The organism is Rhizobium sp. WSM409 (genome assembly GCF_057653825.1).
This window is the reverse complement of sequence record NZ_JBYGKP010000002.1, coordinates 577,631-598,060: the sequence shown is the minus strand read 5'-3', so window position 1 is coordinate 598,060 and position 20,430 is coordinate 577,631. Positions and strand designations below refer to the sequence as shown.

Sequence of the window (20,430 nt, the reverse complement as noted above, 5' to 3'; positions counted from 1 at the left end):
GAAAGCTCAGCCCTTCACCGAACCGAAGGTGAGGCCTCGAACGACGTATCGATCGAAAACAAGGAAGATGATCATCGGCGGTATCATCGCGAGCACTGCGGCGGCGGCGATGTAGTTCCACGTCACGCCGCTGGTAGCGAAATATCCAAGTGTTCCGATCGGGAGGGTGGCGGTGGAGCGCGAACTCAGCACCAGCGGAAAAGCCGCGTTATTCCATGCGAACACGAAGGCAAACATCGAGGTTACGATGATGCCGGGACGAACGATCGGTAGCGTGATCCGCAACATAATCGTGTACCATCGCGCGCCGTCGACCCGGGCAGCCTCCTCCAGTTCCACCGGCACCTCGTCGATGAAACTCTTCATCAACCAGACGGAAAACGGGATCGTCAGCGTCTGCAGGACGAGGACCATCGAGAAGTAGGAACCCTGGAGACCGATGCGCGTGATGAGGATGAAATAAGGGATCAGGAACGCGACTGGCGGGGCCATCAACAGCCCGAGATACCACAACATGATGTTCTTCTTGCCTCGGAGCTTGAAACGGGACAACGCGTAGGCCGCAGGAACGGAAAAGGGCAGATTGAGCAACACGGCGCCGATAGCGACGATCAGGCTGTTGACCAGTTGCGGTGCATTGGTGCCGGGATCGACGAGGATGTGCCGGAATGCGTCGAGATTGGGCTCGAAGGTAATTTGCGGCGGCATGGTGAAGGCCGTCTCGGCCGGGCGTACGGCAAGAGCGATAAACCATAGGATCGGCCCAACGAAGATTGCCAGGAAGAGGAGGCCGGCGGCGTAGGTGAGTGCCGTGTTGAAGCTTGTGCGACGACGGGACATTTTACCACTCCTCGTTTCTGAACGCGAAGAAGACGTAGAGGGCAACGATGACATTGACGATCAGCACGGTGATCCAGGTCATTGCGCTGACAAGGCCAATGTTGAAGTTGACGAGGCCCTGCTCGTAGAGCGAGTATCCAAGGGTGCGCGTCGAGGTGCCCGGTCCTCCGCGGGTGAGCACAAGCACCGTGTCGAAGGTGTTGAAGATCTGCATGAAGCGAAGCATGACGATGATAATCGCGGTGCGCTTGATCAGCGGCAGCTTGATACGCATCAGGATCGTCCACGCGGATGCCCGATCCAGTCGTGCGGCCTCCAAGATTTCGTCAGGAACGGCTAAGAGGCTTGCGTAGAGGACGATTGCAAAGAACGGCGTCCATTGCCAAATGTCGACGAAGAGGATTGCCGCAAGTGCGGTTGAAGGCGAGCCAAGAATTCCCTCTGCCGGCACAGGTAGCCAAAGCGACTGCAACACCCAGCTCAACAGTCCACCGCCTGGATCATAGAGATAGCGGAACAAAAATCCGACGACGATAGGGGCAATCGTGGTGGGGAGGATCAGCAGGGCACGCACGACGTTCATGCCAGGCAGTGCCTTGAGCAGGATGAGGGCGATCGCAAGGCCACACGTGAACTCAAGTGTCGTGCCAAGGATCGACAGGATCAAGGTGTTGGTCAGTGCGGCGCGAAAGTCAAAGGCGTTAAAGGCCTGCACATAATTCTCGAAGCCAACGAACTGAAGCGGCTCCGGGCCGATTTGCAGGTTCCAGAAGTAGAAGCTCGATCGTAGGGCAAACAGTAAGGGGTAGGCGATCAGAGCGAGCAGCATCACGACCGAAGGCGCGATCAGCAAGTAAGGCAGGTTTCGTCGGATAAAGCTCTTCCAGGCAGGCCTGAAGGCTCGCGGTGAGCGAACAGTTGTCGTGTGCATTGGCAGATCCAGTTCTTCTTCAAGTAGCTGCCGGCGCGATCGCTGTCGCGCCGGCCCGAGGAGAACTCTATTACCTCTTGGCGATCTGGGCTTTGGCCCCGTCAAGAGTGTCTGCGTAGCTGGCTTTTTGATAAGGGATCATGAGATTACCCTTCAGGATGCTCTCGAACAGGCTGTTGGCACGTTCAAGGCCGGTCTTCGGCTCTTCGCTACCGGTCAAAAGCTGGTTCAATGTGAGGCCCAGCACGCTTTCAATGGCCGTGTAACCAGGTACAGGCGGGCGTGTGACCTTGCCGTTACCCTGCTTCATCATCGCATACTGCACATCGAGGTACGGGTAGAGCGCTTTGACTTCCTCGTCTTCGTAGAGTGAAACACGCGCAAAGTCGGAGAATTGGTAGTTAAGGTCCGGCCAAAGAGCCATTTTCTTCTGCGTGGTTTTCGAGGTCGCCCATTTGATGAAGGCGTAGCCTGCTTCTTGCCTTTCGGAACTGGATGGGATGCCAAGGCTCCATCCGCCGAGACTGACCGTCTGAGGCACGCCCTCAGCCTTTGGCAAGGCCGCCGTCGCGTACTTGTCCATCACGTCCGACTTCTTGCCGGTCATGTAGCCCGAGTTTTTGATCAGGTAGAAGTACGGCGTCCACCAGTAGAACATCCCGATGTCACCTTTGGCAAAACGGGTGCCGGCGTCGAACCAGACATAGTTGATCGCTTCAGGCGGAGACAGCTTGTAGAGCTGCCTATAGACTTCAACAGATTTGACCCAGGCGGGGCTTGTCAACTGCGGAGAGAAATCCCACGGGTCGGCAGGGAATGATTTGAACCAGTTGGCACCGTGGCTTGCCGACACCTGCGTAAACATGTGGACGATCGGCGACGGTTGGGAGCCGCAGACAACCGTGGGAAACAACGGCTTGCCGCCAAATGACTTGCCTTCCATCAACTTCAGTGTGTCGACATATTTGGTCCAGGTCCAGTCTTCCGAGGTCTTGGTCGGCGGCGCTTCAATGGCGAGTTTGTCAAACACGTCCTTGCGGTACATAACCCCTTGGGCATAGGCGGCGACCGGCAATGTCCCGATCTGGCCGCGCCACATGTTCGAGGAGTAAAGGACCTCCGGGATGAAGTCTGAGAGGTCGAATTCGCTGTCCTGGGCAATAAAATCGTTCAGCGAGATGATCCAGCCATTGTCGAGGTACTGCCCGAGCCACATCTGATCGACAACGATGACGTCGGCGTCTGAGGTCTTGGCGACAAAGGCAGACACGAGGCGCGATTGAAGGGCGTCATAGGAGAGACTCTCCAGTTCGACCTTGATACCGGTTTCTTTCTCGTATTCCGGCACCAACGCCTTCATTGAGAAGAAGAATGGGTCTTCAACGGACAGGACGCGAACCGTGTTCGCATCCTGCGCGGCTCCTCGCCGTGGAATGGCCAGTGATCCCGCGCCAGCCACAAGAGCTGCGACGGAAGCGCTTTTCAGCAGGTCACGTCGCGACATATTTCCGATATCGATTGTCATAAACAGCCTCCTCAGTTGCTTCGTATCCCAACCTCGGCCCTTCAGCGGAGCCACCGGGCTTCCGCTTGTCGATCTGAGATTGTTACCCCTAATTCGCCTTTTGTAAGCGGTTAGTTTGTACCTCGCACAAACTTATGTTAGTGTCAAGAAGTGGTCACCAAAATTTCCGCTGCACCGCGCTTGTCATCGACATCCTGCTTGCGCCACCGGATAGGGCCCTTTGCTGTATGGCCGTTCGATAATGTACGGGCTAAAAGGATCCGGTAGATTGGAGAAGAGAAGTGAAGTTTGAGAGCCAGCCGTCCTATTCGTTGGGCCAGCGCACCCCTGCCACCAGAGAAGTCGCCGCCGGCGAGAACAGCGGCAACGTTACGCTTGTCTCCCAATCGGCACTCGGCGCCATAAATCGCGGTCGCGTACTTCAAGCTTTGTATGATAACGGACCCAAAAGCCGGGCGGATCTCGCTCGACTTGCGGGCGTCAACCGGACCACGATCACCGGTATTGTGCAGCCGATGATCGAAGACCAGCTTCTTATCGAGGGAGATGCGTCGCCTTCCGACGTCAAAGGCGGCAAGCCGGCTCGTCCCCTTTATTTTAACCCCGATGCACCGATGCTTGGCGCAGTCCTCCTTCTGCCCGGCACGATACAATCATGCCTCGTGGCTCTAACCGGCGAGATCAAGGCCGTTACGAAAGCTGAGTTTGATCCGCATGGCGACACAGAAGCATTCATCGCTGTCATGACGAAGACGCTTACTGCCACACTGTCTCAGGCCCAGCGGGCACCGTTTGGCATTGGCGTGGCTTCTGCTGGAATGATCGACAGTGACAAAGGAACAATTCTTACCGTCAACCTTGCTCCCGTTCTAACGGGACTACCTCTTGTAGCGATACTACAAGAACGCTTCTCTCTTCCCGTTGTTATCGATCATCACCCTCGTGCCTTGCTTGTTGGGGACAGATGGTTCGGGCCCGGCCGCGGCCAACAAAATTTTGCCGCGGTCTATACCGGCGAGGTGCTTGGCGGCGCCTTCTTCATCGACGGCAAGGTTTATCGTGGACTCGCCGGATCCGGCGGTGAGCTCGGGCACAGCGTGGTTCAGATCGACGGTGCCCTTTGCAATTGTGGAAAGCACGGTTGCTGGGAGACGGTAGCTGCCCTTCCGTGGCTACGAAAAGAAGCCGTCCGAATGGGCTTACCACATCCCCGAAGCGTCACCTGTGCCAGACTTGTCAAGGAAACAGACGAAGGCTCGAATGCGGCAGAGGAACTTCTCGACCGTTATACACGCAACGTGGCTTTCGGCATCGTCAACCTGCAGCAAACACTGTCCCTCAACTCCTACGTCCTTCACGGAGACGTCGCCGGAGGCGGAATGAAGGCTGCGGAGCTGATCAGACGGCATGTCAAGCAGCTAGTGGTAAAGAGACCTGGTCAGGAGATATCAATCACAGTGAATGGTATCGGCGAAGGCCATACGGCTCTACGTGGCGCCGCGGGTCTGGTTTTATCCAGCCACCTAAAGCTAGTCATTTGAGGTTTTATAGGGAGCCGACCTGCAAGGAAGGGAGGTTCCCGTCTGGGTCTGCCCGGTAAACTCGCGAAGACACTCAGGCGCGCCGTTGAATTTATCTAGGGTCGGGATTTGGGCTTGGGACCGTTAAGGTAGGGACTGCCATCGTCTGCGACGGCGGCTGAAAAGAGAGAGGCAAAGAACGGAAGGTGATGGTTGGCGTCGTATTGGATCGCTCCACACCTGAGAGCTTTGGCGCATTTGAGGGCGCGTCATGGAGCTGAAGGAAGTGCTGGACTGCAGTCTGGTCCCCGGAGATTTCGATTACCTACTGAAAATCCGCGTCCGCGACATAGCCGATTTCAACAAGCTGCATGGCCAGAAGCTGATCGCCCTGCCTGGCGTGCGCCAGACGCGCACTTTTTTCGTGATGAAGGAAGCCAAGGAAAACGCCAGGCTGCCATTCTAGAGTCGTCGGCAGCCATCCGTCTGCCGCGCGTTTTGTGGCTGACCTGGATGCCTTCGGCCGCGAGCATTTCCTCCGCGACTCGGAGACCGGAGTCAGCGCTTCATATCGTGCAGCTGATTTGCTTCAGCCGTAGAGCGGTCGCGGATAAATTCGCGATGAGGATTGGAGCTAAAGCAACGAACGCAATATATACGATAATATATGCAGATTTATATTCTTATAGCCCACTGTTTTCCTACATTATAAACTATAATATTGGATGGCGCACGTTACAACGAAAAATATATCCAACAAGTGCGTTGCTTTATCTACCGCTTTCATCAAATGTCCTGCTACGGCTAACGATATCGCGACAGGGCAATCCTTTTACTATGAATGCTGATCCCTTGCAGGCGACATCATTGCCGGTAGGTTTACACAAGGAGCACGATGACATGGAGCGCAAAAAGAAATCAGACAAGTACCTTGCCGACCCGCGCCTGCGAGCAGCGACCGTCGATCACCGGCAAAAGGACTTTGTGTCGAAGAGGAAGACCATCTTTCAACAATTGCTCTTGGATTGGGCTTACGGTTGCGACCTATCTTATCCGATTCAGGGTCATGAACATTTCGCAAAGTATGAGGAGGACGACAAAGGCGCTAAAACCCGTAGGTGAGGTGTCGTCAAGGATCGGAGCAATGATTTCGCATAGGCTGCAGCCGGCAGCCCGGAAAATGAGGAGAAGAGGTACCGAAGATTGTAGAACCTCCGACCTGAAGTTCTTTTGATCGATTTTTGGAAAGCTTATGGGTTTCGCCTTCAAGAATGAGCTCTGGAACAATGTGTTTGTACGGCGTCAGTTCGAAAGGGGTGTTTTGTCACGTCTCTTCATTGGCGATTAGACCGAGCAGTACGATCACAAACTCATCAGATGTGCGTTTGCCTCTCAATGTAAGACCTCCTTTTTCTTCAGTTCCGCGCTGCAGTCGATCAAATCATCACGGCTCGGCGATACTCGAGATGAGGAGGAGTTCGTGACGGATGAAGGTACCGCTGACCTTGTCCTACGGGTCCGCTGGTGCGCGAGCGGGCGGCAGACCTTGGCTCGCCTGAATTATATTGGCAACTTCGAAGATCATGTCGCGCGTTCCTCGATAAAGGATTTTCAATTTATGCTGGCCTCCAATGCGGTCGAAAACAGGGAAACCGACTCGCATCAGTGGAACGCTGAGGCGTTCTGCGGCCTGTCGGCCATGGGAGTGCGTGACGAGCAGATCAGCATCCGCTGCGAGCTGTTCCAGGTCACCAAGATCACCCACCTGGACAGTATCCGCTGATACTGTCTGCAGCACCTTTGGGTGCCCGGTAGTGGTGACCGCGGCTGTAATGACCGCCCCCATGCCGATAAAGAATTGGGCGAACTGCAAGAGCTGGTCCGGCTCGCACGCAATGGCGACCTTCTTTCCTGCAAAATGAAAATGCCCGCTGAGCATCGCCTCCTGCAACTGCATGCGGCCACGACGGACAGCTGCCGGCGCGCTGTCCCGCGAAATCGCTGCAAGGAGCCAGGCGAAACGGTCGGCGTTAATCAGGCCCGTGAGTGATCTGAACATCACGTATGGCAATCCAGTCAGACCCTGCAAAGCTTCAGCCGGTCGGCGCATCTGTTCGCCGACCGCGATGCACTGTGTTGCCGCCCCGAGATCACGGATATGCTCCACCTTCGCGCCACCGCGTGAGATTTGAATCCATCGATCGCGGACAGCTTCGTCAGACCCGCCGGACACGTCAGGCAAAATGAGTGGTATTAAGCCGAAGCTCTCAACCATTTCCCGCAGATGCTCTACATCGGCAACTGTCATATTCGAGCCGGGCAGAATCACGACCCTCCCCGCATCGCGGTCCTGAGTCCCTGGCCGCGTGATTGCCTCGATAATAGCCGTAACAGCCTTCGACCATCCCTCCTCCACCGCGCCTGCGAAGTCGGGAGTGCGTGCGAGTACCACTACCGTATCAATGAGTTTTGTCGGGCGCGCGCCTTTGGCGTTGAAGATATCACCTGCGATATCTTCGTCGCGAGTTTCCGCCACCGCGGCGGTGCAGATCCCGATCAGCCGCGGCCACGTGCGAGCTTTTAGCTTTACGAGAGCTTTCTCGAGAAAATCCGCACCGCCCACCACCGTCGCGATCTGGTCCATTGCAGTAGTCTGCAACGGGACCATATGCTTGAAATGCCTCACGAGCAGCACCAGTGCGAAACTGCTACATCCTTGGCTGCCATGGAGTATTGGCAGCGCACCATCGACGCCCAGGAACGCCAAGGCAGCGCCCAATGGTTGAGACGACTTTAGAGGGTTGATCGCTGCCGTTTTTGTTTGGGTCAGGATGCGAGCCATAATTTTTACCTCAATGGAAACCACCTGTCGCCTCGTCGGCAGATCTCATATTATTGCTTGGTTCCGCCGATCTTAGGGTCGTAATGAACTGCTTCCAAGGCGCCGGTTCGCGCAACTGCGCCCAGACCGGGTTACGGATTGCCAAATCAATCTGGCGTGCTAGTTCCACCATGCCCTCATAGCCGGCGTAAGCATGCTGGCGTTCCTGGTTGACGTCGAGCCAAGGAATTTTCGCCTCAAGCGCGACGAACTGAGTGCGTCCGCCCGACAGCATGATATCAGGCTTGTGTTCACGTAACATTGCATAGAGCTCGCTCGCTGCCATCGATTGGTGAAGGTGGTTCTCGTCCTTCAGCATCTGCTTGATTCTCTCCTTATCCCTGGCAGTCGATTTCCTGACGGATGTACCGACAATCTCCATGCCGATTTCGATCAGTGCGTGTACGATGGACCAGGATTTCACCCCGCCGGTGTTCAGATGAACGCGCTTCCCCTCAAGCCGACGCCGATACACTTCCAGCTTCCTCCAGGCCCCCTCCTCCTCTTCTGCTAAGAGAGTCTCGACATGATGGAGCAAAGCGAAACCAGCGCCCTTCTTTACGAGCAGTTGGGCGATCCGCCGCAGGGATTCAGAAGTGCTGGAAATGCCGTAGAAGGAGCCTTCGAAAAATGGAATGTTCCAGCGTTCTTCCATCTTGCGAGCAACATTAATGAGAGCAGTGGAGCACACCATCATAGCTGCACGTGAGCGATGGGCAGAAGCCACCTGCGCGTAGCGCGCGTCGCCGGGAATGCAGGCGCGGACACGGATCCCAAGTCGGTCCAAAAGCGGCTTCACCAACCAGAATTCCCCTGAGAGGTTGAATTCGCCGAGTATATTGATGTCGTATAAACCTGGATCATCGGCCTCCACCGTGCCTATGACGTGCTCGAGCAGAGCCTCGCCTGCGAGCCGGTTACCGAGGTTCTTCGAACCGCCGAAGCCTGGCGACTTCACCGGCACCACTGGTATTGAGAACTTCTGCGCGGCGTGCCTGCAGACCGCATCGATGTCGTCACCGATCAGCTCCGTGACACAGGTTCCGTAGACGAAGATTGCGGCCGGCGCATACCCCTCCTTGATCTCCCGGATAGCCTTGAGAAGCTTTCGCTCACTATCTCCCGTCACTATGTCGAGTTCGGTAAGATCAGTGGTGAAACTTGTGCGCCAAAGAACTGGACCTGAAGACGCGGCGCCTCGGTTGTCCCAGGAATTGCCTTCGCACGCGAGCGGCGCGTGGACGAGATGCGCGACATCGGTGATTGGCTGCAGCACGACCTTAGCTCCGTCGAAGGCGCAGCCACCGCCCGCTGCTGATCCCTGTGACGCGTTGTGACATGTCTCCTTGGTTTCCGTGGTGCGGAATACCGCGCCGGAGGCATCTCGCATTTGTGTCTCGATCGATGACATCGCGCAACCTTCCAATGCAGTGGCGGGATGGCCGGCCGACGCCGGCCAAGCATTTAGCGCGTGAGGTCGTACGAAACGCCCTCCCACATGGTCTCCTGATCAAGCTCGTCGAAGATCTTGTCGAGAATGACCGTCAGAAGACGCAATCCGCCTTGGTAGCCCATGAGAGGAAAGCGATGATGATGATGGCGGTCGAAAATCGGAAACGTAAGCCGAACCAGTGGCGTGTCGGTGTCACGCTCGAGATACTTGCCGTAGGAATTGCCGATCAGCAGATCCACTGGTTCCGTCAAAAGAAGCGAGCGCATTGCCCACAGGTCTTTGCCAGCCCACACCTGCGCACCTCCTCCGAAGGGAGAGGACGCGAGCAATTCCTTCATCTCCGCTTCCCAGGCTGCGGTGCCGTTGGTGGCAAGGCAATGTGTAGGCTGACCACCGGTTTCCATGACAAAGCGCGCCATTGAGTATACGAAGTCCGGGTCGCCGTAGATTCCGTATTTCTTGCCATGCAACCAAGATTGACTGTCGGCCATGGCATCGATCAATCGACCTCGATCACGATCGATAGATTCGGGAATTTCCCTCTTGGAAAGCTCGGATATCTTCATCAGGAATTCGTCCGTGCCCGCAATGCCCAGCGGGTAGTGGAACGAGGCAGTCGTCTGACCAAGCTCGCGACAATAGTCCAACGTCTTGCGCGTATTGTAGTGCTGCAGCGATATTGTCGCCTCCGCATGTTTGGCTGCCTTCACGTCCTCGATCTTTGTCCCTCCGTCATACATGCGGTACTCGCCGTCGGAAGGTGTGTCGAACTGGTCCGAGGCGTCTTGAAGGAAAACGTAGGCGACTCCCATCGTGTCGAGCAGGCGCTTGATTTCTCGGTTGTTGCCGACGCAGAAGCCATCGAAGCCTGGAATAATGTTGACGAGTGCTGGCGTCGGCACACGTTCAGTGCTCTTCCAGAAATTTTCGAGAATGCCTTTGACCATGCTGTCGTAACCATCGACATGGCTGCCGACGAAGGCTGGGGTATGGGCGAAGGGCACGTCGAAATCGACCGGAACGGAGCCTTCATTTTTGGCGTTTTCAATGAAGCCGTGAAGATCATCCCCAATGACCTCGGCCATGCAAGTCGTCGAGACCGCAATCATCTTGGGATCGTAAAGCTTATAGGTGTTGGCGAGCCCGTCGATCATATTTTTCAAGCCGCCAAACACGGCCGCATCCTCTGTCATCGAAGATGAAACTGCCGACGAGGGTTCCTTGAAATGGCGTGACAGGTGCGAGCGGTAGTACGCGACGCAGCCTTGACTGCCGTGGACAAATGACATCGTCCGCTCGAAACCAGCCGCCGCGAAAACGGCGCCCAGCGGCTGGCAGGCCTTCGCCGGGTTTACGACAAGGGCCTCGCGGGCCAGGTTCTTTTCTCGATATTCCCATGTCTCGGTGAATTTGCTTTGAGCAGAGACGACCTTATCCGGATGCGGACATTCGAACGTCAACTTCTTACGGGCGAACATTTTCCTGTATTCCGGCTCGCAGAACAGAGGAGCATGATCGAGAACAGTCTCGGCCGATTGCGGCATAGTTTTCATCCTTTTTTGCCGCGAATGCGGCTGCGTGGCCCTTGGGAGACCTGTTACATCTTGTCGCTCGGCAGAGACTATTCGTCTTGTCCGCCGCAACTGCAGGCATGGCTGCAGTGCGCTTCTTTCCATGGCGCGTCGTAGAGGCCCCAGATCGGATTGTTGATGGCAAGATCCATGTCTCTGGCAAAGATGGCGAAGCCGTCATAACCATGATACGGACCCGAATAGTCCCAAGAATGCATCTGGCGAAACGGTATGCCCATTTTTTGAACCGGATATTTTTCCTTGATGCCCGAGCCTACTAGGTCCGGGCGAATGGCCTCGACGAAGTTCTCGAGCTCGTAGCCGGTCACATCATCGTAGATAAGCGTACCTTTTTTGACATAGTGGCTGGTGCGCTCGTAATCGTCGCCATGGCCAAATTCGTAGCCCGTGCCAACGATCTCCATTCCGAGATCCTCATAGGCGGTGATGACATGGCGGGGACGCAATCCGCCAACGTAGAGCATCACAGTTTTGCCATCGAGGCGCGGACGGTATTTCTCCGTCACCGCCTGGACGAGGGGTTGGTATCTGGTGATGAGTGCTTCGGCCCTATCTTGGGTCTCCGGCCCGAAAAACGCGGCGATATTGCGCAAAGAGGCTTCGATCTGAGAAGGACCAAAAAAGTTGTACTCCATCCAGGGAATGCCGTACTTTTCCTCCATATGCCGAGCGATGTAGTTCATGGACCGGTAGCAGTGAATAAGGTTGAGCGTCGCTTTTGGCGCACGCTCCACCTCCGCGAGTGTGGCATCTCCCGACCAGTTGCCGACCACCCGCAACCCCATGTCCTCCAGCAGAATGCGGGAAGCCCACGCATCGCCGCCGATATTGTAGTCACCTATTACGTTAACGTCGAAAAAGCTGGCCTCGTAGTGGGTGTCTTTCTTATCGAAAACCCAGTCGCGTATCGCGTCATTGGCGATATGATGGCCAAGCGATTGCGACACTCCACGAAACCCTTCGCATCGCACCGGCACGATCGTTTTGTTGTGCTCCTTGGCCTTCTTGCGCGCCACAGCTTCAATATCGTCGCCGATCAATCCGATTGGACACTCTGACTGCAAGCTGACACCGTTGTTCAGTGGAAACAGTTGCTCAACTTCATCGATGAGCTTCTCGAGCTTTTTGTCGCCACCAAAAACAATATCCTTTTCTTGAAAGTCAGACGTGAATTGCATGGTGACAAAGGCTTCGACACCCGTCAGACCGACGTAATAGTTGCGGCGTTGCGACCAGGAATAGTGCCCACAACCGACAGGCCCATGTGATATATGGACCATATCCTTGATCGGGCCCCACACGACACCCTTCGAGCCGGCATAAGCGCAGCCGCGAACAGTCATCACGCCCGGAATGGACTTGATGTTGGATTTCACCCCGGTCTCGCAAAGCGCATCGGAGCCCTGCTCGGCTGCCTCTCGGCCCTTCGCGACGCCAAGGTGCTTTTTGCGGCGCTTAGCCGTCTTGTCCGGATACTGGGAGAGTACCGCATCTATAAGCCTGGAGTTGAAATCACCGTCGTTCTCGTAGTCGAGGCTCATAGGGCCTTTCCTCTCTCGAAGGTTCGCATGGAGCCTCGGCGAGGAGGCATGGTTTGTCGATCAACGCGGTGCGTCATCCGTTCCGACTATCTCTAGGATGTCGCCTGCATCTCTTTCGTGAGAAGTTCTTCAAGCATCTGCTCGTCTGACTTCATGATGCCGAAGTCGAGCAGCATGTCCTCCAGCTCCTCCATTGTTATCGGAGTAGGGATAGTGCCCTTTCCCGAGTTGGAGTGGATCTTCTCGGCCAGCCATCGATATTCCGCCGCCTGTTTGGAGCGTGGCGCGTATTGGATCACGGTCATCTTTCTAAGCTCCGCGTGCTGGACAATGTTGTCGCGTGGCACGAAGTGAATGAGCTTGGAATTGAGCTTGGCGGCCAGCGCTTCCGCGAGGTCTAATTCTCGATCGGTCTGCCGCTCATTACAGATCAGACCGCCAAGCCGCACGCTTCCGGCGCTGGCATATTTGAGGATGCCCCTCGCAATGTTGTTTGCAGCATACAAGGCCATCATCTCACCGGACATGACGATGTAAATTTCCTGAGCCTTGTTCTCGCGAATGGGCATAGCAAAGCCCCCGCACACCACGTCTCCGAGCACGTCATAGGAGACGTAGTCGACGTCGTCGTAGGCGCCGTTTTCTTCCAGGAAGTTGATCGATGTGATGACGCCCCGTCCGGCGCAGCCGACGCCAGGTTCAGGGCCGCCCGACTCCACACACTTGATGCCGCCGTAGCCAGTTTTGAGCACGTCGCCGAGTTCCAGATCTTCGACTGAACCCTTCGTTGCGGCTAGATCCAGAACAGTGCCCTGCGCTTTGGAGTTCAGGATCAATCGCGTCGAATCAGCCTTTGGGTCGCAGCCGACGATGAGGATTTTCTGCCCAAGTTCGACAAGGGCAGCGAGCGTATTCTGGGATGTAGTGGATTTGCCAATGCCTCCCTTTCCGTAAAACGCGATCTGACGCAGAGCAGCCATTATTGCTTCCTTTTCGTGTTCCAACCGACCGAGGTGATGCCGCGACATCGGACGCGGCTGGTTCCGTCGCGGCCCGAGGACAATTTTCAAGCGTCGTGCCAGACTGGGTGGATTGATGTGGCAGAACGGAATTTGGTGCTGCCGCAAACACTTACAGGGTTAAAATACCAGACCGAAGAATCCTAAGACGTGTCACTATGTCGACAAAGGAGACGACAATGTCGCACACATGTCATGTTGCTCCTGAAGAGAAAGCAGTGGGTCGGCTTCAATGCGCTACAATTCTCGGTCGAATGAGCTGCGCTTGCTGTAAATGCTGGCAATGGAAGCGGCGCGGTGCTCTAGCGAAGTCGGTTGCGGTTAAAAATCTTGCCAAGCGCATGCAGCGACCTGTGTCGCAAACCTGACAAAGCTGTCGCATTGCGACTACCAGCCAAGCCGAATCCCCCCGAAATCCGCCAGCCAAACTCCGCGCAGTCGGCTTGGCACGACGAGTGCTAGGACCGACCGAGACACAAAAGCTACATTCGGTTGGAGCCAAAGACAGCATGAATATCGTGGTCTGCATAAAGCAAGTGCCTGACTCCGCACAGATCCGGGTTCATCCGGTTACGAACACGATCATGCGCCAAGGCGTGCCGACAATCATCAATCCTTACGATCTTTTCGCCTTGGAAGAAGCTCTTGAACTACGTGACCGGTATGGGGGTAAAGTCACTGTGCTTACCATGGGCCCGCCCATGGCAAAACAAGCGCTGGAGAAAGCTCTGGCATACGGGGCAGATGAAGCGATCCTCCTTAGCGACCGTCACTTCGCCGGGTCAGACACCCTGGCAACTTCATTTGCTATCTCCCGAGCTATTACGAACCTTGGTCTCCGCCACGCGCCTGAAATCGTGTTTACTGGCAAGCAGACGATCGACGGCGATACAGCGCAGGTGGGGCCGGGGATTGCCAGGCGTCTCGAACTGCAACAACTGACCTACGTAACGAAAATTGTTTCAGTCGATCTTCATGCCCGAGAGATCACGGTGGAGCGCCGTTCGGAAGGCGGCACACAAATGCTGAAGACCCGACTGCCGTGCTTGATCAGTGTCCTTGAAGGCGTCAACGCCATCCGTCGCGGCTCCGTCGCTGACGCATTGCGTGCCGCACGCGCGCAAATACCGACCTGGCGTGCCGCCGACGCCGGTATTGTGGAGATAGCTAACTGCGGCTTGAGAGGATCGCCGACTGTCGTCAAGCGCGTATTCGCCCCGACCCCACGAGCCGAGAAAGCAATCCAAATCGAGATAAACGATGACGAGTGCGGTGCGCTGTCTGACGAAATAATCGCATCGATCTTCGAGCACCAGCCAGCATTGGAAGCGAGCTTTCAACCGAATGGGCTCACGTGAGAAACAAGGAGCATAAATGGAAGCCCGCGAAGCTGAAAGTCAATCTCCAATCGTCAGTCGTGCCAGCGCGAAGAAGCAATTGCCCAGACACTTCCGCGACAATCGGCACGTCTGGGTTTTCGTCGAGCTGGAGCGAGGTCAAGTGCACCCCGTGTCTATTGAACTGCTTGGTGAAGGGCGCAAGCTTGCCGATAAGCTGAGCGTTCAACTGGCGGGAGTGGTCATTGGAACCGCGGAAGGCCTGGGGAATCGGTCTGCCATTGCAGAGGCGTTCGCTTACGGGGCCGATCTCACATATCTCGTCGAATCACCGCTGCTATCGGACTACCGAAACGAGCCCTTCACTAAAGCTCTCTCAGACCTGGTCATCCTTCATAAGCCGGAAATTCTGCTGCTCGGCGCCACCTCGCTTGGGCGAGACCTCGCCGGTTCTGTGGCAACTACCTTGGAAACAGGGCTTACGGCTGACTGCACCGAATTGGATGTCGATGCAGACGGCTCGCTCGCAGCCACCAGGCCCACATTTGGCGGTTCGCTGCTGTGCACGATCTACACTCTCAACTCTCGCCCGCAGATGGCGACAGTGCGGCCCCGGGTCATGGCGACTCCCAATCGCGTGACCAATGGGATTGGACCTATCATTCGACATGACCTGATGATGATTGAGGAAGAGATTGTCACAAAGGTTCTCGGCTTCCTTCCGGATGGGCGATCAGAAAAAATCAACCTCGCCTATGCCGACATCGTGGTCGCCGGTGGGCTTGGTATTGGCACGGCCGAGAATCTGGAGCGTGTAATGGTGCTAGCGAGGACGATTGGCGGTGAATACGGTTGCTCCCGACCTTTGGTTCAAAAAGGTTGGATGGAGGTTGATCGGCAGATTGGCCAAACGGGCCAGACGATCCGGCCCAAACTTTATCTTGCCGCTGGAATATCAGGGGCGATCCAACATCGGGTTGGCGTCGAAGGGGCTGATATGATCGTTGCTATCAACACCGACGGCAACGCCCCGATCTTCGATTTCGCCCATGTCGCGGTTGTGGCTGATGCGGTTGGGCTTCTGCCGGCACTGACCACGGCGTTCACCAGGCGACTAGCGCCGCATAACCAATCGATGCAAGTAAACTGAGGTGCCGCTGATGAAGAACGAGAAATTCGATGCGATCGTGGTCGGGGCGGGTATGTCAGGTAACGCGGCCGCTTATGCGATGGCCATGCGTGGTTTGAAAGTGCTGCAGTTGGAGCGGGGCGAATACCCCGGTTCGAAAAACGTTCAAGGAGCGATACTGTACGCAGACGCGCTGGAGAGAATCATTCCAGACTTCCGCGATGACGCGCCTCTTGAACGGCATCTGGTCGAGCAGCGCTTCTGGATCATGGACGGCACGTCGCACACCGGAATTCACTATCGGTCGGATGACTTCAACGAACGGCGGCCAAACCGATACACGATCATCCGTGCCCAATTCGATAGATGGTTCTCGGCCAAGGTGCGCGAGGCCGGATGCACCGTCCTCTGCGAGACATTGGCCACAAGACTTAACCAGGATTCGAGCGGCAACGTGACAGGCGTATACACCGACCGACCAGGCGAGGCAATTTTTGCCGACGTCGTGGTGCTTGCTGAGGGGGTGAACGGCTTCCTAGGAACACGAGGACGTTTGCGTGAAATTCCCAAACCGGACAGCGTGGCACTTGCCGTGAAAGAGATGCATTTCCTACCGGAGGACGTTATCGCGGAACGCTTCGCCCTGACTGCAGACGAAGGCTGTGTGATCGAGGCAGGCGGGACAATTTCACGGGGAGTGCCGGGGCTTGGCTTTCTATATACGAACAAGGAGTCCATCTCGATCGGAATAGGATGCCTCGTTTCCGGTTTGGTCGCGGCCATGGAAAGGCCATACGATATGCTTGAAGCCTTCAAGCACCATCCTTCGATCCGGCCATTGATCGCCGGTTCTGAGGTGAAAGAGTATGCTGCTCATCTCATTCCGGAAGGCGGTTATACGGCTATCCCACAGCTGTTCGGCGATGGGTGGGTCGCGGTTGGAGACGCTGCCCAGTTGAACAATACCGCACATCGCGAGGGCTCGAACCTTGCGATGACATCAGGTTACCTGGCGGGCAAAGCGATCGCAGAAATACAGGATCGTGGCGGCTCGATGGTGAAAAGCAACTTGGCTCTTTACAAGAGCATGCTCGACTCATCTTTTGTCATCAAAGATCTGATCAAGCATAAAGAGATGCCAAGGTTTCTCCACGCGAACAGCCAGAGTTTGTTTGTTTTATACCCAAAGTTAATATCTAAAGCTGCGCAAAGTTTCGTCCGCGTCGATGGAACTTCGAAAATCGACAAAGAAAAGGCCACGTCTGCCGCCTTTTCGAAAGCACGATCCCGGTGGGGATTAATTTCAGATGCAGTCCGGCTCGCCCGCGCGTGGCGCTAAAAGGAGATCCAGATGAAGGCCATCGTTAAACGGCGAGTCGAGGACAAGCTTTACCAGAACCGATATCTGGTTGACCCGGGCCGCCCACACATATCGGTCAGGAAGCACCTGTTTCCAACCCCAAACCTGATCGCCTTGACGCAAGTGTGTCCGGCGAAATGCTACCAGCTGAACGAGAGACGTCAGGTGATCATCGTTTCCGATGGCTGCTTGGAATGCGGGACATGCAACGTGTTATGCGGACCCGACGGCGACATTGAGTGGACGTATCCACGAGGTGGGTTCGGCGTTCTCTTCAAGTTTGGATGAACAGCTTCTTCTGTAGTCGATACAGCCATTCGGTGGCAAACGCAGGGTAAGCAAGCAATGACGAACCGGCTGGTGGAACGCCCTACCAATTTGTAATTTTTGTTGACCTTCGAAGTCCAATATGTAGCGCGGAGGACGTTCCATGTCCTGAGTGCCCAAAGCACTCTCAACCATGTGCTGAGTGGAGTAGTCCCGTGGCTGGATCAGATGATGAGACGATGCCCAAATCTGCAGTGCGGCCGGCTGAAATTGTGGGCGAGAGTGCCGCACTCAAGGAGGTTCTTGAAATCGCCCAGATTGTCGCAAGGAGCAACGCGCCTGTCCTGTTGCGAGGCGAGAGCGGCACGGGCAAGGAATTCTTTGCAAAGCTGATACACGATTCCTCGTCGCGCCGCGAAAAGCCCTTCGTAAAGTTGAATTGCGCTGCGCTGTCGGCAGGCGTTCTGGAATCGGAACTGTTCGGGCACGAGAAAGGCGCCTTCACCGGCGCTACCTCTCAGAAAGAAGGTCGGTTCGAGCTGGCGCACGGTGGAACTTTGCTGCTCGACGAAATAGGAGAAATCTCGGCCGAGTTTCAGGCCAAGTTGCTGCGCGTCTTGCAGGAAGGCGAACTCGAGCGTGTCGGTGGGACGAGAACATTGAAAGTAAATGTCAGATTGGTATGCGCGACCAATAAGAATCTTGAAACGGCCGTGGCGGCGGGAGAATTCAGAGCCGACCTATATTACCGGATCAATGTCGTACCGATCACTTTGCCACCACTCAGGCAGCGCGATGGTGACATCCCGCGTTTGGCCCAAAAATTCCTCCAGCGTTTCAACAGGGAGAACGGCCGTTCGTTAAGCTTCGCACCCTCGGCGCTTGATATACTGTCAAAATGCGAGTTCCCGGGCAATATTCGTGAGCTGCAAAACTGCACACAGAGGACCGCAACTCTCGCCCGTTCGGACGTCATCGTTCCTCAAGATCTCGCCTGTGAACAGGGTCGATGCTATTCCCCGCTCCTCAAAAAGGCCGTTGCCGAGCGAATTGGCAAGGGCGCAGTGCATGGGCACGCTCGAGATGAAACGGTGTCAATGGGACAGCCGGGTGGTGCCGCCTCCTTCGCGCCTGAAACCATAATGGGGCAGTCCGGCCTGATCGGCAAAGAGAGGTTGGAACACGCAATGGCGACGGCCGGATGGGTTCAGGCTAAAGCTGCGCGGCTCCTTGGCCGAACGCCGCGACAGGTCGGTTACTCTCTGCGCCGACACGGGATCGAACGAAAAGTCTTCTAACAACGGAGATCATTGGCGCAGACCTGGTTCGCCAGGTCGCGCCCAACAGACGCCTGGCGATTCTAGCTTCCCCCCCCCCACCAGACAAGGTCTGCCAAGTGGCCCTGTCGTGTCTCCAACGAAACCCTGTAGCAAAATGGTCTAAAGCGGACATCGAAGAGCGTATCGGCCTTGCAGGGTGACGTTTCTCAGACTGGCATCGCTCTTGCTCGCGGAATTGAGATTTCAAATGTCATTGGAGTTCCGGAATGTCCAGAGGGATGAGTAAGTGTAGGATCACCAACGCAGCACCTGCCGCACGCGTGTCGGAGGCAACAACGTTCGGTGACTATGCACCTTCGTCCCGTGGCAGTTCAGAGCCGGATGCTATGGATCCAGCGATCCGTGAAAAGATTAAAGACCACCCGTGCTTCTCGCGGGAAGCGCATCTTTATTTCGCACGGATGCACCTCGCGGTCGCACCAGCCTGCAACATTCAATGCAACTACTGCAATCGAAAATACGACTGCGCAAACGAAAGCAGACCAGGAGTAGCATCACATAGGCTGACTCCCGACCAGGCGCTGCGCAGGGCCATTGCGGTGGCAAACGAAGTGCCGCAGCTTTCAGTGGTCGGCATCGCCGGGCCAGGCGATGCCTGCTACGATTGGAGGAAGACAAAAGCGACGCTCATACCGATCGCCCGCGAAATCCCCGACGTCAAGCTTTGCATCTCGACCAATGGCCTCGCACTTCCTGAACATGTCGACGAGCTTGTCGACATGAATGTCGGGCACGTAACGATCACCATCAACATGGTAGATCCAAGGATCGGGACCAAGATCTACCCCTGGATATTCTATGATGGTCGCCGCTACAACGGCATCGACGCGTCCAGGATCCTTCATGAGAGGCAAATGTTGGGGCTCGAAATGCTGACAGGACGCGGAATTCTCGCCAAGGTCAATTCGGTGATGATTCCGGGCGTCAACGACGAGCATCTCATCGAGGTTAACAAGTGGGTCAAGGACAGGGGCGCGTTCATGCACAACGTGATGCCCCTGATCTCAGAGCGTTCACATGGTACTTTCTATGGTCTGAACGGTCAGCGTTGCCCTGCCCCTTCTGAACTAATCGCGCTTCGGGACCGGCTTGAAGGTAATACGAAGGTGATGCGCCATTGCCGCCAGTGCCGTGCCGATGCAGTCGGTCTGCTCAGTGATGATCGCGCACACGAATTCACACTGGGCCAGCTCCCAGCTGACGAGACCTACGACAGTGGCAAGCGAAATGCCTATCGCCAGTTGATCGAGCGCGAGCGACGCGGCCAAACATTGGAAGAAAGTGACGCGGCCACACCGGTCTCAGCTCCATCTGACGAACTTTTCCTTATAGCTGTAACCACCAAAGGTGGAGGCCGGGTCAATGAACATTTCGGTCATCCGCAGGAAATGCAGATTTTCTCAGTCTGTCAAAAAGGCATCGGATTGATAGGTCACCTAAAGATCGACCCGTACTGCCTTGGTGGATGGGGGGAGGAGGCTACCCTCAACAGTATCATCAATGCGCTCGAAGGCTTAGATTTGCTGATTTGTTCTGAGATCGGCAAGAGCCCCAAGAATAAGCTTGCGCGCCGAGGTGTTCGAGCAACGGGCGCTTATGACGGCTCTTATATCGAGCAGGCAATCGGCGCTCTTTATCGCGCGGTGCTTCACGACGACGCTTTAGCAGCCGCGATTTGACACACACTTTGACTAA

General features: G+C 55.8%; 16 protein-coding genes and 1 pseudogene. 9 read left to right on the top strand and 8 right to left on the bottom strand.

Annotated elements, in window-relative coordinates; genetic code table 11:
• Nucleotides 1-6 precede the first annotated feature (6 nt).
• The 3 genes from AC25BC_RS26365 to AC25BC_RS26355 all read right to left on the bottom strand — a co-directional run bounded on the left by AC25BC_RS26365 (nucleotide 7) and on the right by AC25BC_RS26355 (nucleotide 3,296).
• Complete coding sequence (locus AC25BC_RS26365) at nucleotides 7-840, bottom strand: carbohydrate ABC transporter permease (protein ID WP_064682883.1); 834 nt, start codon at nucleotides 838-840, stop codon at nucleotides 7-9.
• Nucleotide 841: 1 nt separating this feature from the next.
• Complete coding sequence (locus tag AC25BC_RS26360) at nucleotides 842-1,771, bottom strand: carbohydrate ABC transporter permease (RefSeq protein ID WP_128439877.1); 930 nt, start codon at nucleotides 1,769-1,771, stop codon at nucleotides 842-844.
• Between the two features lie 70 nt (nucleotides 1,772-1,841).
• Nucleotides 1,842-3,296, bottom strand: a complete 1,455-nt coding sequence (locus tag AC25BC_RS26355) for an ABC transporter substrate-binding protein (protein WP_128439761.1) — start codon at nucleotides 3,294-3,296, stop codon at nucleotides 1,842-1,844.
• Nucleotides 3,297-3,577: 281 nt separating this feature from the next.
• Here AC25BC_RS26355 and AC25BC_RS26350 point away from each other — a divergent pair, with 281 nt between their 5' ends.
• The 3 genes and pseudogenes from AC25BC_RS26350 (at nucleotide 3,578) to AC25BC_RS26340 (ending at nucleotide 5,938) form a co-directional block, all read left to right on the top strand.
• A complete protein-coding gene (locus tag AC25BC_RS26350; RefSeq protein ID WP_012755347.1) occupies nucleotides 3,578-4,837 on the top strand; it encodes an ROK family transcriptional regulator in 1,260 nt (419 codons plus the stop codon).
• A 185-nt stretch (nucleotides 4,838-5,022) separates the two neighbouring features.
• A pseudogene (locus AC25BC_RS26345) lies at nucleotides 5,023-5,282 on the top strand (Lrp/AsnC ligand binding domain-containing protein); the annotation flags it as partial.
• A gap of 434 nt (nucleotides 5,283-5,716) precedes the next feature.
• Complete coding sequence (locus tag AC25BC_RS26340) at nucleotides 5,717-5,938, top strand: hypothetical protein (RefSeq protein ID WP_128406341.1); 222 nt, start codon at nucleotides 5,717-5,719, stop codon at nucleotides 5,936-5,938.
• A gap of 388 nt (nucleotides 5,939-6,326) precedes the next feature.
• On the opposite strand, the gene nifN is transcribed toward AC25BC_RS26340, so the two are convergent.
• From nifN to nifH, 5 genes are all read right to left on the bottom strand, one after another.
• Entirely contained in the window at nucleotides 6,327-7,658 is a 1,332-nt protein-coding gene (nifN, locus tag AC25BC_RS26335) for a nitrogenase iron-molybdenum cofactor biosynthesis protein NifN (RefSeq protein ID WP_128439878.1), read from the bottom strand.
• A gap of 10 nt (nucleotides 7,659-7,668) precedes the next feature.
• A complete protein-coding gene (gene nifE / locus AC25BC_RS26330) occupies nucleotides 7,669-9,108 on the bottom strand; it encodes a nitrogenase iron-molybdenum cofactor biosynthesis protein NifE (protein WP_128439762.1) in 1,440 nt (479 codons plus the stop codon).
• Nucleotides 9,109-9,161: 53 nt separating this feature from the next.
• A complete protein-coding gene (gene nifK / locus AC25BC_RS26325; protein WP_012755342.1) occupies nucleotides 9,162-10,694 on the bottom strand; it encodes a nitrogenase molybdenum-iron protein subunit beta in 1,533 nt (510 codons plus the stop codon).
• A 77-nt stretch (nucleotides 10,695-10,771) separates the two neighbouring features.
• On the bottom strand, nucleotides 10,772-12,283 hold the full coding sequence (gene nifD / locus AC25BC_RS26320) for a nitrogenase molybdenum-iron protein alpha chain (RefSeq protein ID WP_128439763.1): 1,512 nt from the start codon (nucleotides 12,281-12,283) through the stop codon (nucleotides 10,772-10,774).
• Nucleotides 12,284-12,375: 92 nt separating this feature from the next.
• Entirely contained in the window at nucleotides 12,376-13,263 is an 888-nt protein-coding gene (gene nifH, locus AC25BC_RS26315) for a nitrogenase iron protein (RefSeq protein WP_012755340.1), read from the bottom strand.
• Between the two features lie 548 nt (nucleotides 13,264-13,811).
• Between nifH and AC25BC_RS26310 the strand changes: the two genes are divergently transcribed.
• The 6 genes from AC25BC_RS26310 (at nucleotide 13,812) to nifB (ending at nucleotide 20,414) form a co-directional block, all read left to right on the top strand.
• Entirely contained in the window at nucleotides 13,812-14,660 is an 849-nt protein-coding gene (locus AC25BC_RS26310; RefSeq protein ID WP_128439764.1) for an electron transfer flavoprotein subunit beta/FixA family protein, read from the top strand.
• A gap of 16 nt (nucleotides 14,661-14,676) precedes the next feature.
• On the top strand, nucleotides 14,677-15,789 hold the full coding sequence (locus tag AC25BC_RS26305) for an electron transfer flavoprotein subunit alpha/FixB family protein (RefSeq protein WP_128439765.1): 1,113 nt from the start codon (nucleotides 14,677-14,679) through the stop codon (nucleotides 15,787-15,789).
• A gap of 10 nt (nucleotides 15,790-15,799) precedes the next feature.
• Nucleotides 15,800-17,107 (top strand): NAD(P)/FAD-dependent oxidoreductase, encoded by a 1,308-nt coding sequence (locus AC25BC_RS26300; RefSeq protein WP_017996979.1) that lies wholly within the window; start codon nucleotides 15,800-15,802, stop codon nucleotides 17,105-17,107.
• Between the two features lie 12 nt (nucleotides 17,108-17,119).
• Nucleotides 17,120-17,416 (top strand): ferredoxin family protein, encoded by a 297-nt coding sequence (locus tag AC25BC_RS26295; RefSeq protein WP_128439766.1) that lies wholly within the window; start codon nucleotides 17,120-17,122, stop codon nucleotides 17,414-17,416.
• Nucleotides 17,417-17,610: 194 nt separating this feature from the next.
• On the top strand, nucleotides 17,611-18,693 hold the full coding sequence (gene nifA / locus AC25BC_RS26290; protein ID WP_017996980.1) for a nif-specific transcriptional activator NifA: 1,083 nt from the start codon (nucleotides 17,611-17,613) through the stop codon (nucleotides 18,691-18,693).
• Nucleotides 18,694-18,941: 248 nt separating this feature from the next.
• The gene (nifB, locus tag AC25BC_RS26285; RefSeq protein ID WP_245459877.1) at nucleotides 18,942-20,414 is read left to right on the top strand and encodes a nitrogenase cofactor biosynthesis protein NifB; all 1,473 of its coding nucleotides are present in this window, start codon (nucleotides 18,942-18,944) and stop codon (nucleotides 20,412-20,414) included.
• Nucleotides 20,415-20,430: the final 16 nt, after the last annotated feature.

What these genes read in the sequence shown, in the direction of transcription:
- AC25BC_RS26365 (WP_064682883.1), bottom strand. Translation starts at nt 840, where the DNA reads ATGTCCCGTCGTCGCACAAGCTTCAACACGGCACTCACCTACGCCGCC.
- AC25BC_RS26360 (WP_128439877.1), bottom strand. Translation starts at nt 1,771, where the DNA reads ATGCACACGACAACTGTTCGCTCACCGCGAGCCTTCAGGCCTGCCTGG.
- AC25BC_RS26355 (WP_128439761.1), bottom strand. Translation starts at nt 3,296, where the DNA reads ATGACAATCGATATCGGAAATATGTCGCGACGTGACCTGCTGAAAAGC.
- AC25BC_RS26340 (WP_128406341.1), top strand. Translation starts at nt 5,717, where the DNA reads ATGGAGCGCAAAAAGAAATCAGACAAGTACCTTGCCGACCCGCGCCTG.
- nifN (WP_128439878.1), bottom strand. Translation starts at nt 7,658, where the DNA reads ATGGCTCGCATCCTGACCCAAACAAAAACGGCAGCGATCAACCCTCTA.
- nifE (WP_128439762.1), bottom strand. Translation starts at nt 9,108, where the DNA reads ATGTCATCGATCGAGACACAAATGCGAGATGCCTCCGGCGCGGTATTC.
- nifK (WP_012755342.1), bottom strand. Translation starts at nt 10,694, where the DNA reads ATGCCGCAATCGGCCGAGACTGTTCTCGATCATGCTCCTCTGTTCTGC.
- nifD (WP_128439763.1), bottom strand. Translation starts at nt 12,283, where the DNA reads ATGAGCCTCGACTACGAGAACGACGGTGATTTCAACTCCAGGCTTATA.
- nifH (WP_012755340.1), bottom strand. Translation starts at nt 13,263, where the DNA reads ATGGCTGCTCTGCGTCAGATCGCGTTTTACGGAAAGGGAGGCATTGGC.
- AC25BC_RS26310 (WP_128439764.1), top strand. Translation starts at nt 13,812, where the DNA reads ATGAATATCGTGGTCTGCATAAAGCAAGTGCCTGACTCCGCACAGATC.
- AC25BC_RS26305 (WP_128439765.1), top strand. Translation starts at nt 14,677, where the DNA reads ATGGAAGCCCGCGAAGCTGAAAGTCAATCTCCAATCGTCAGTCGTGCC.
- AC25BC_RS26300 (WP_017996979.1), top strand. Translation starts at nt 15,800, where the DNA reads ATGAAGAACGAGAAATTCGATGCGATCGTGGTCGGGGCGGGTATGTCA.
- AC25BC_RS26295 (WP_128439766.1), top strand. Translation starts at nt 17,120, where the DNA reads ATGAAGGCCATCGTTAAACGGCGAGTCGAGGACAAGCTTTACCAGAAC.
- nifB (WP_245459877.1), top strand. Translation starts at nt 18,942, where the DNA reads ATGTCCAGAGGGATGAGTAAGTGTAGGATCACCAACGCAGCACCTGCC.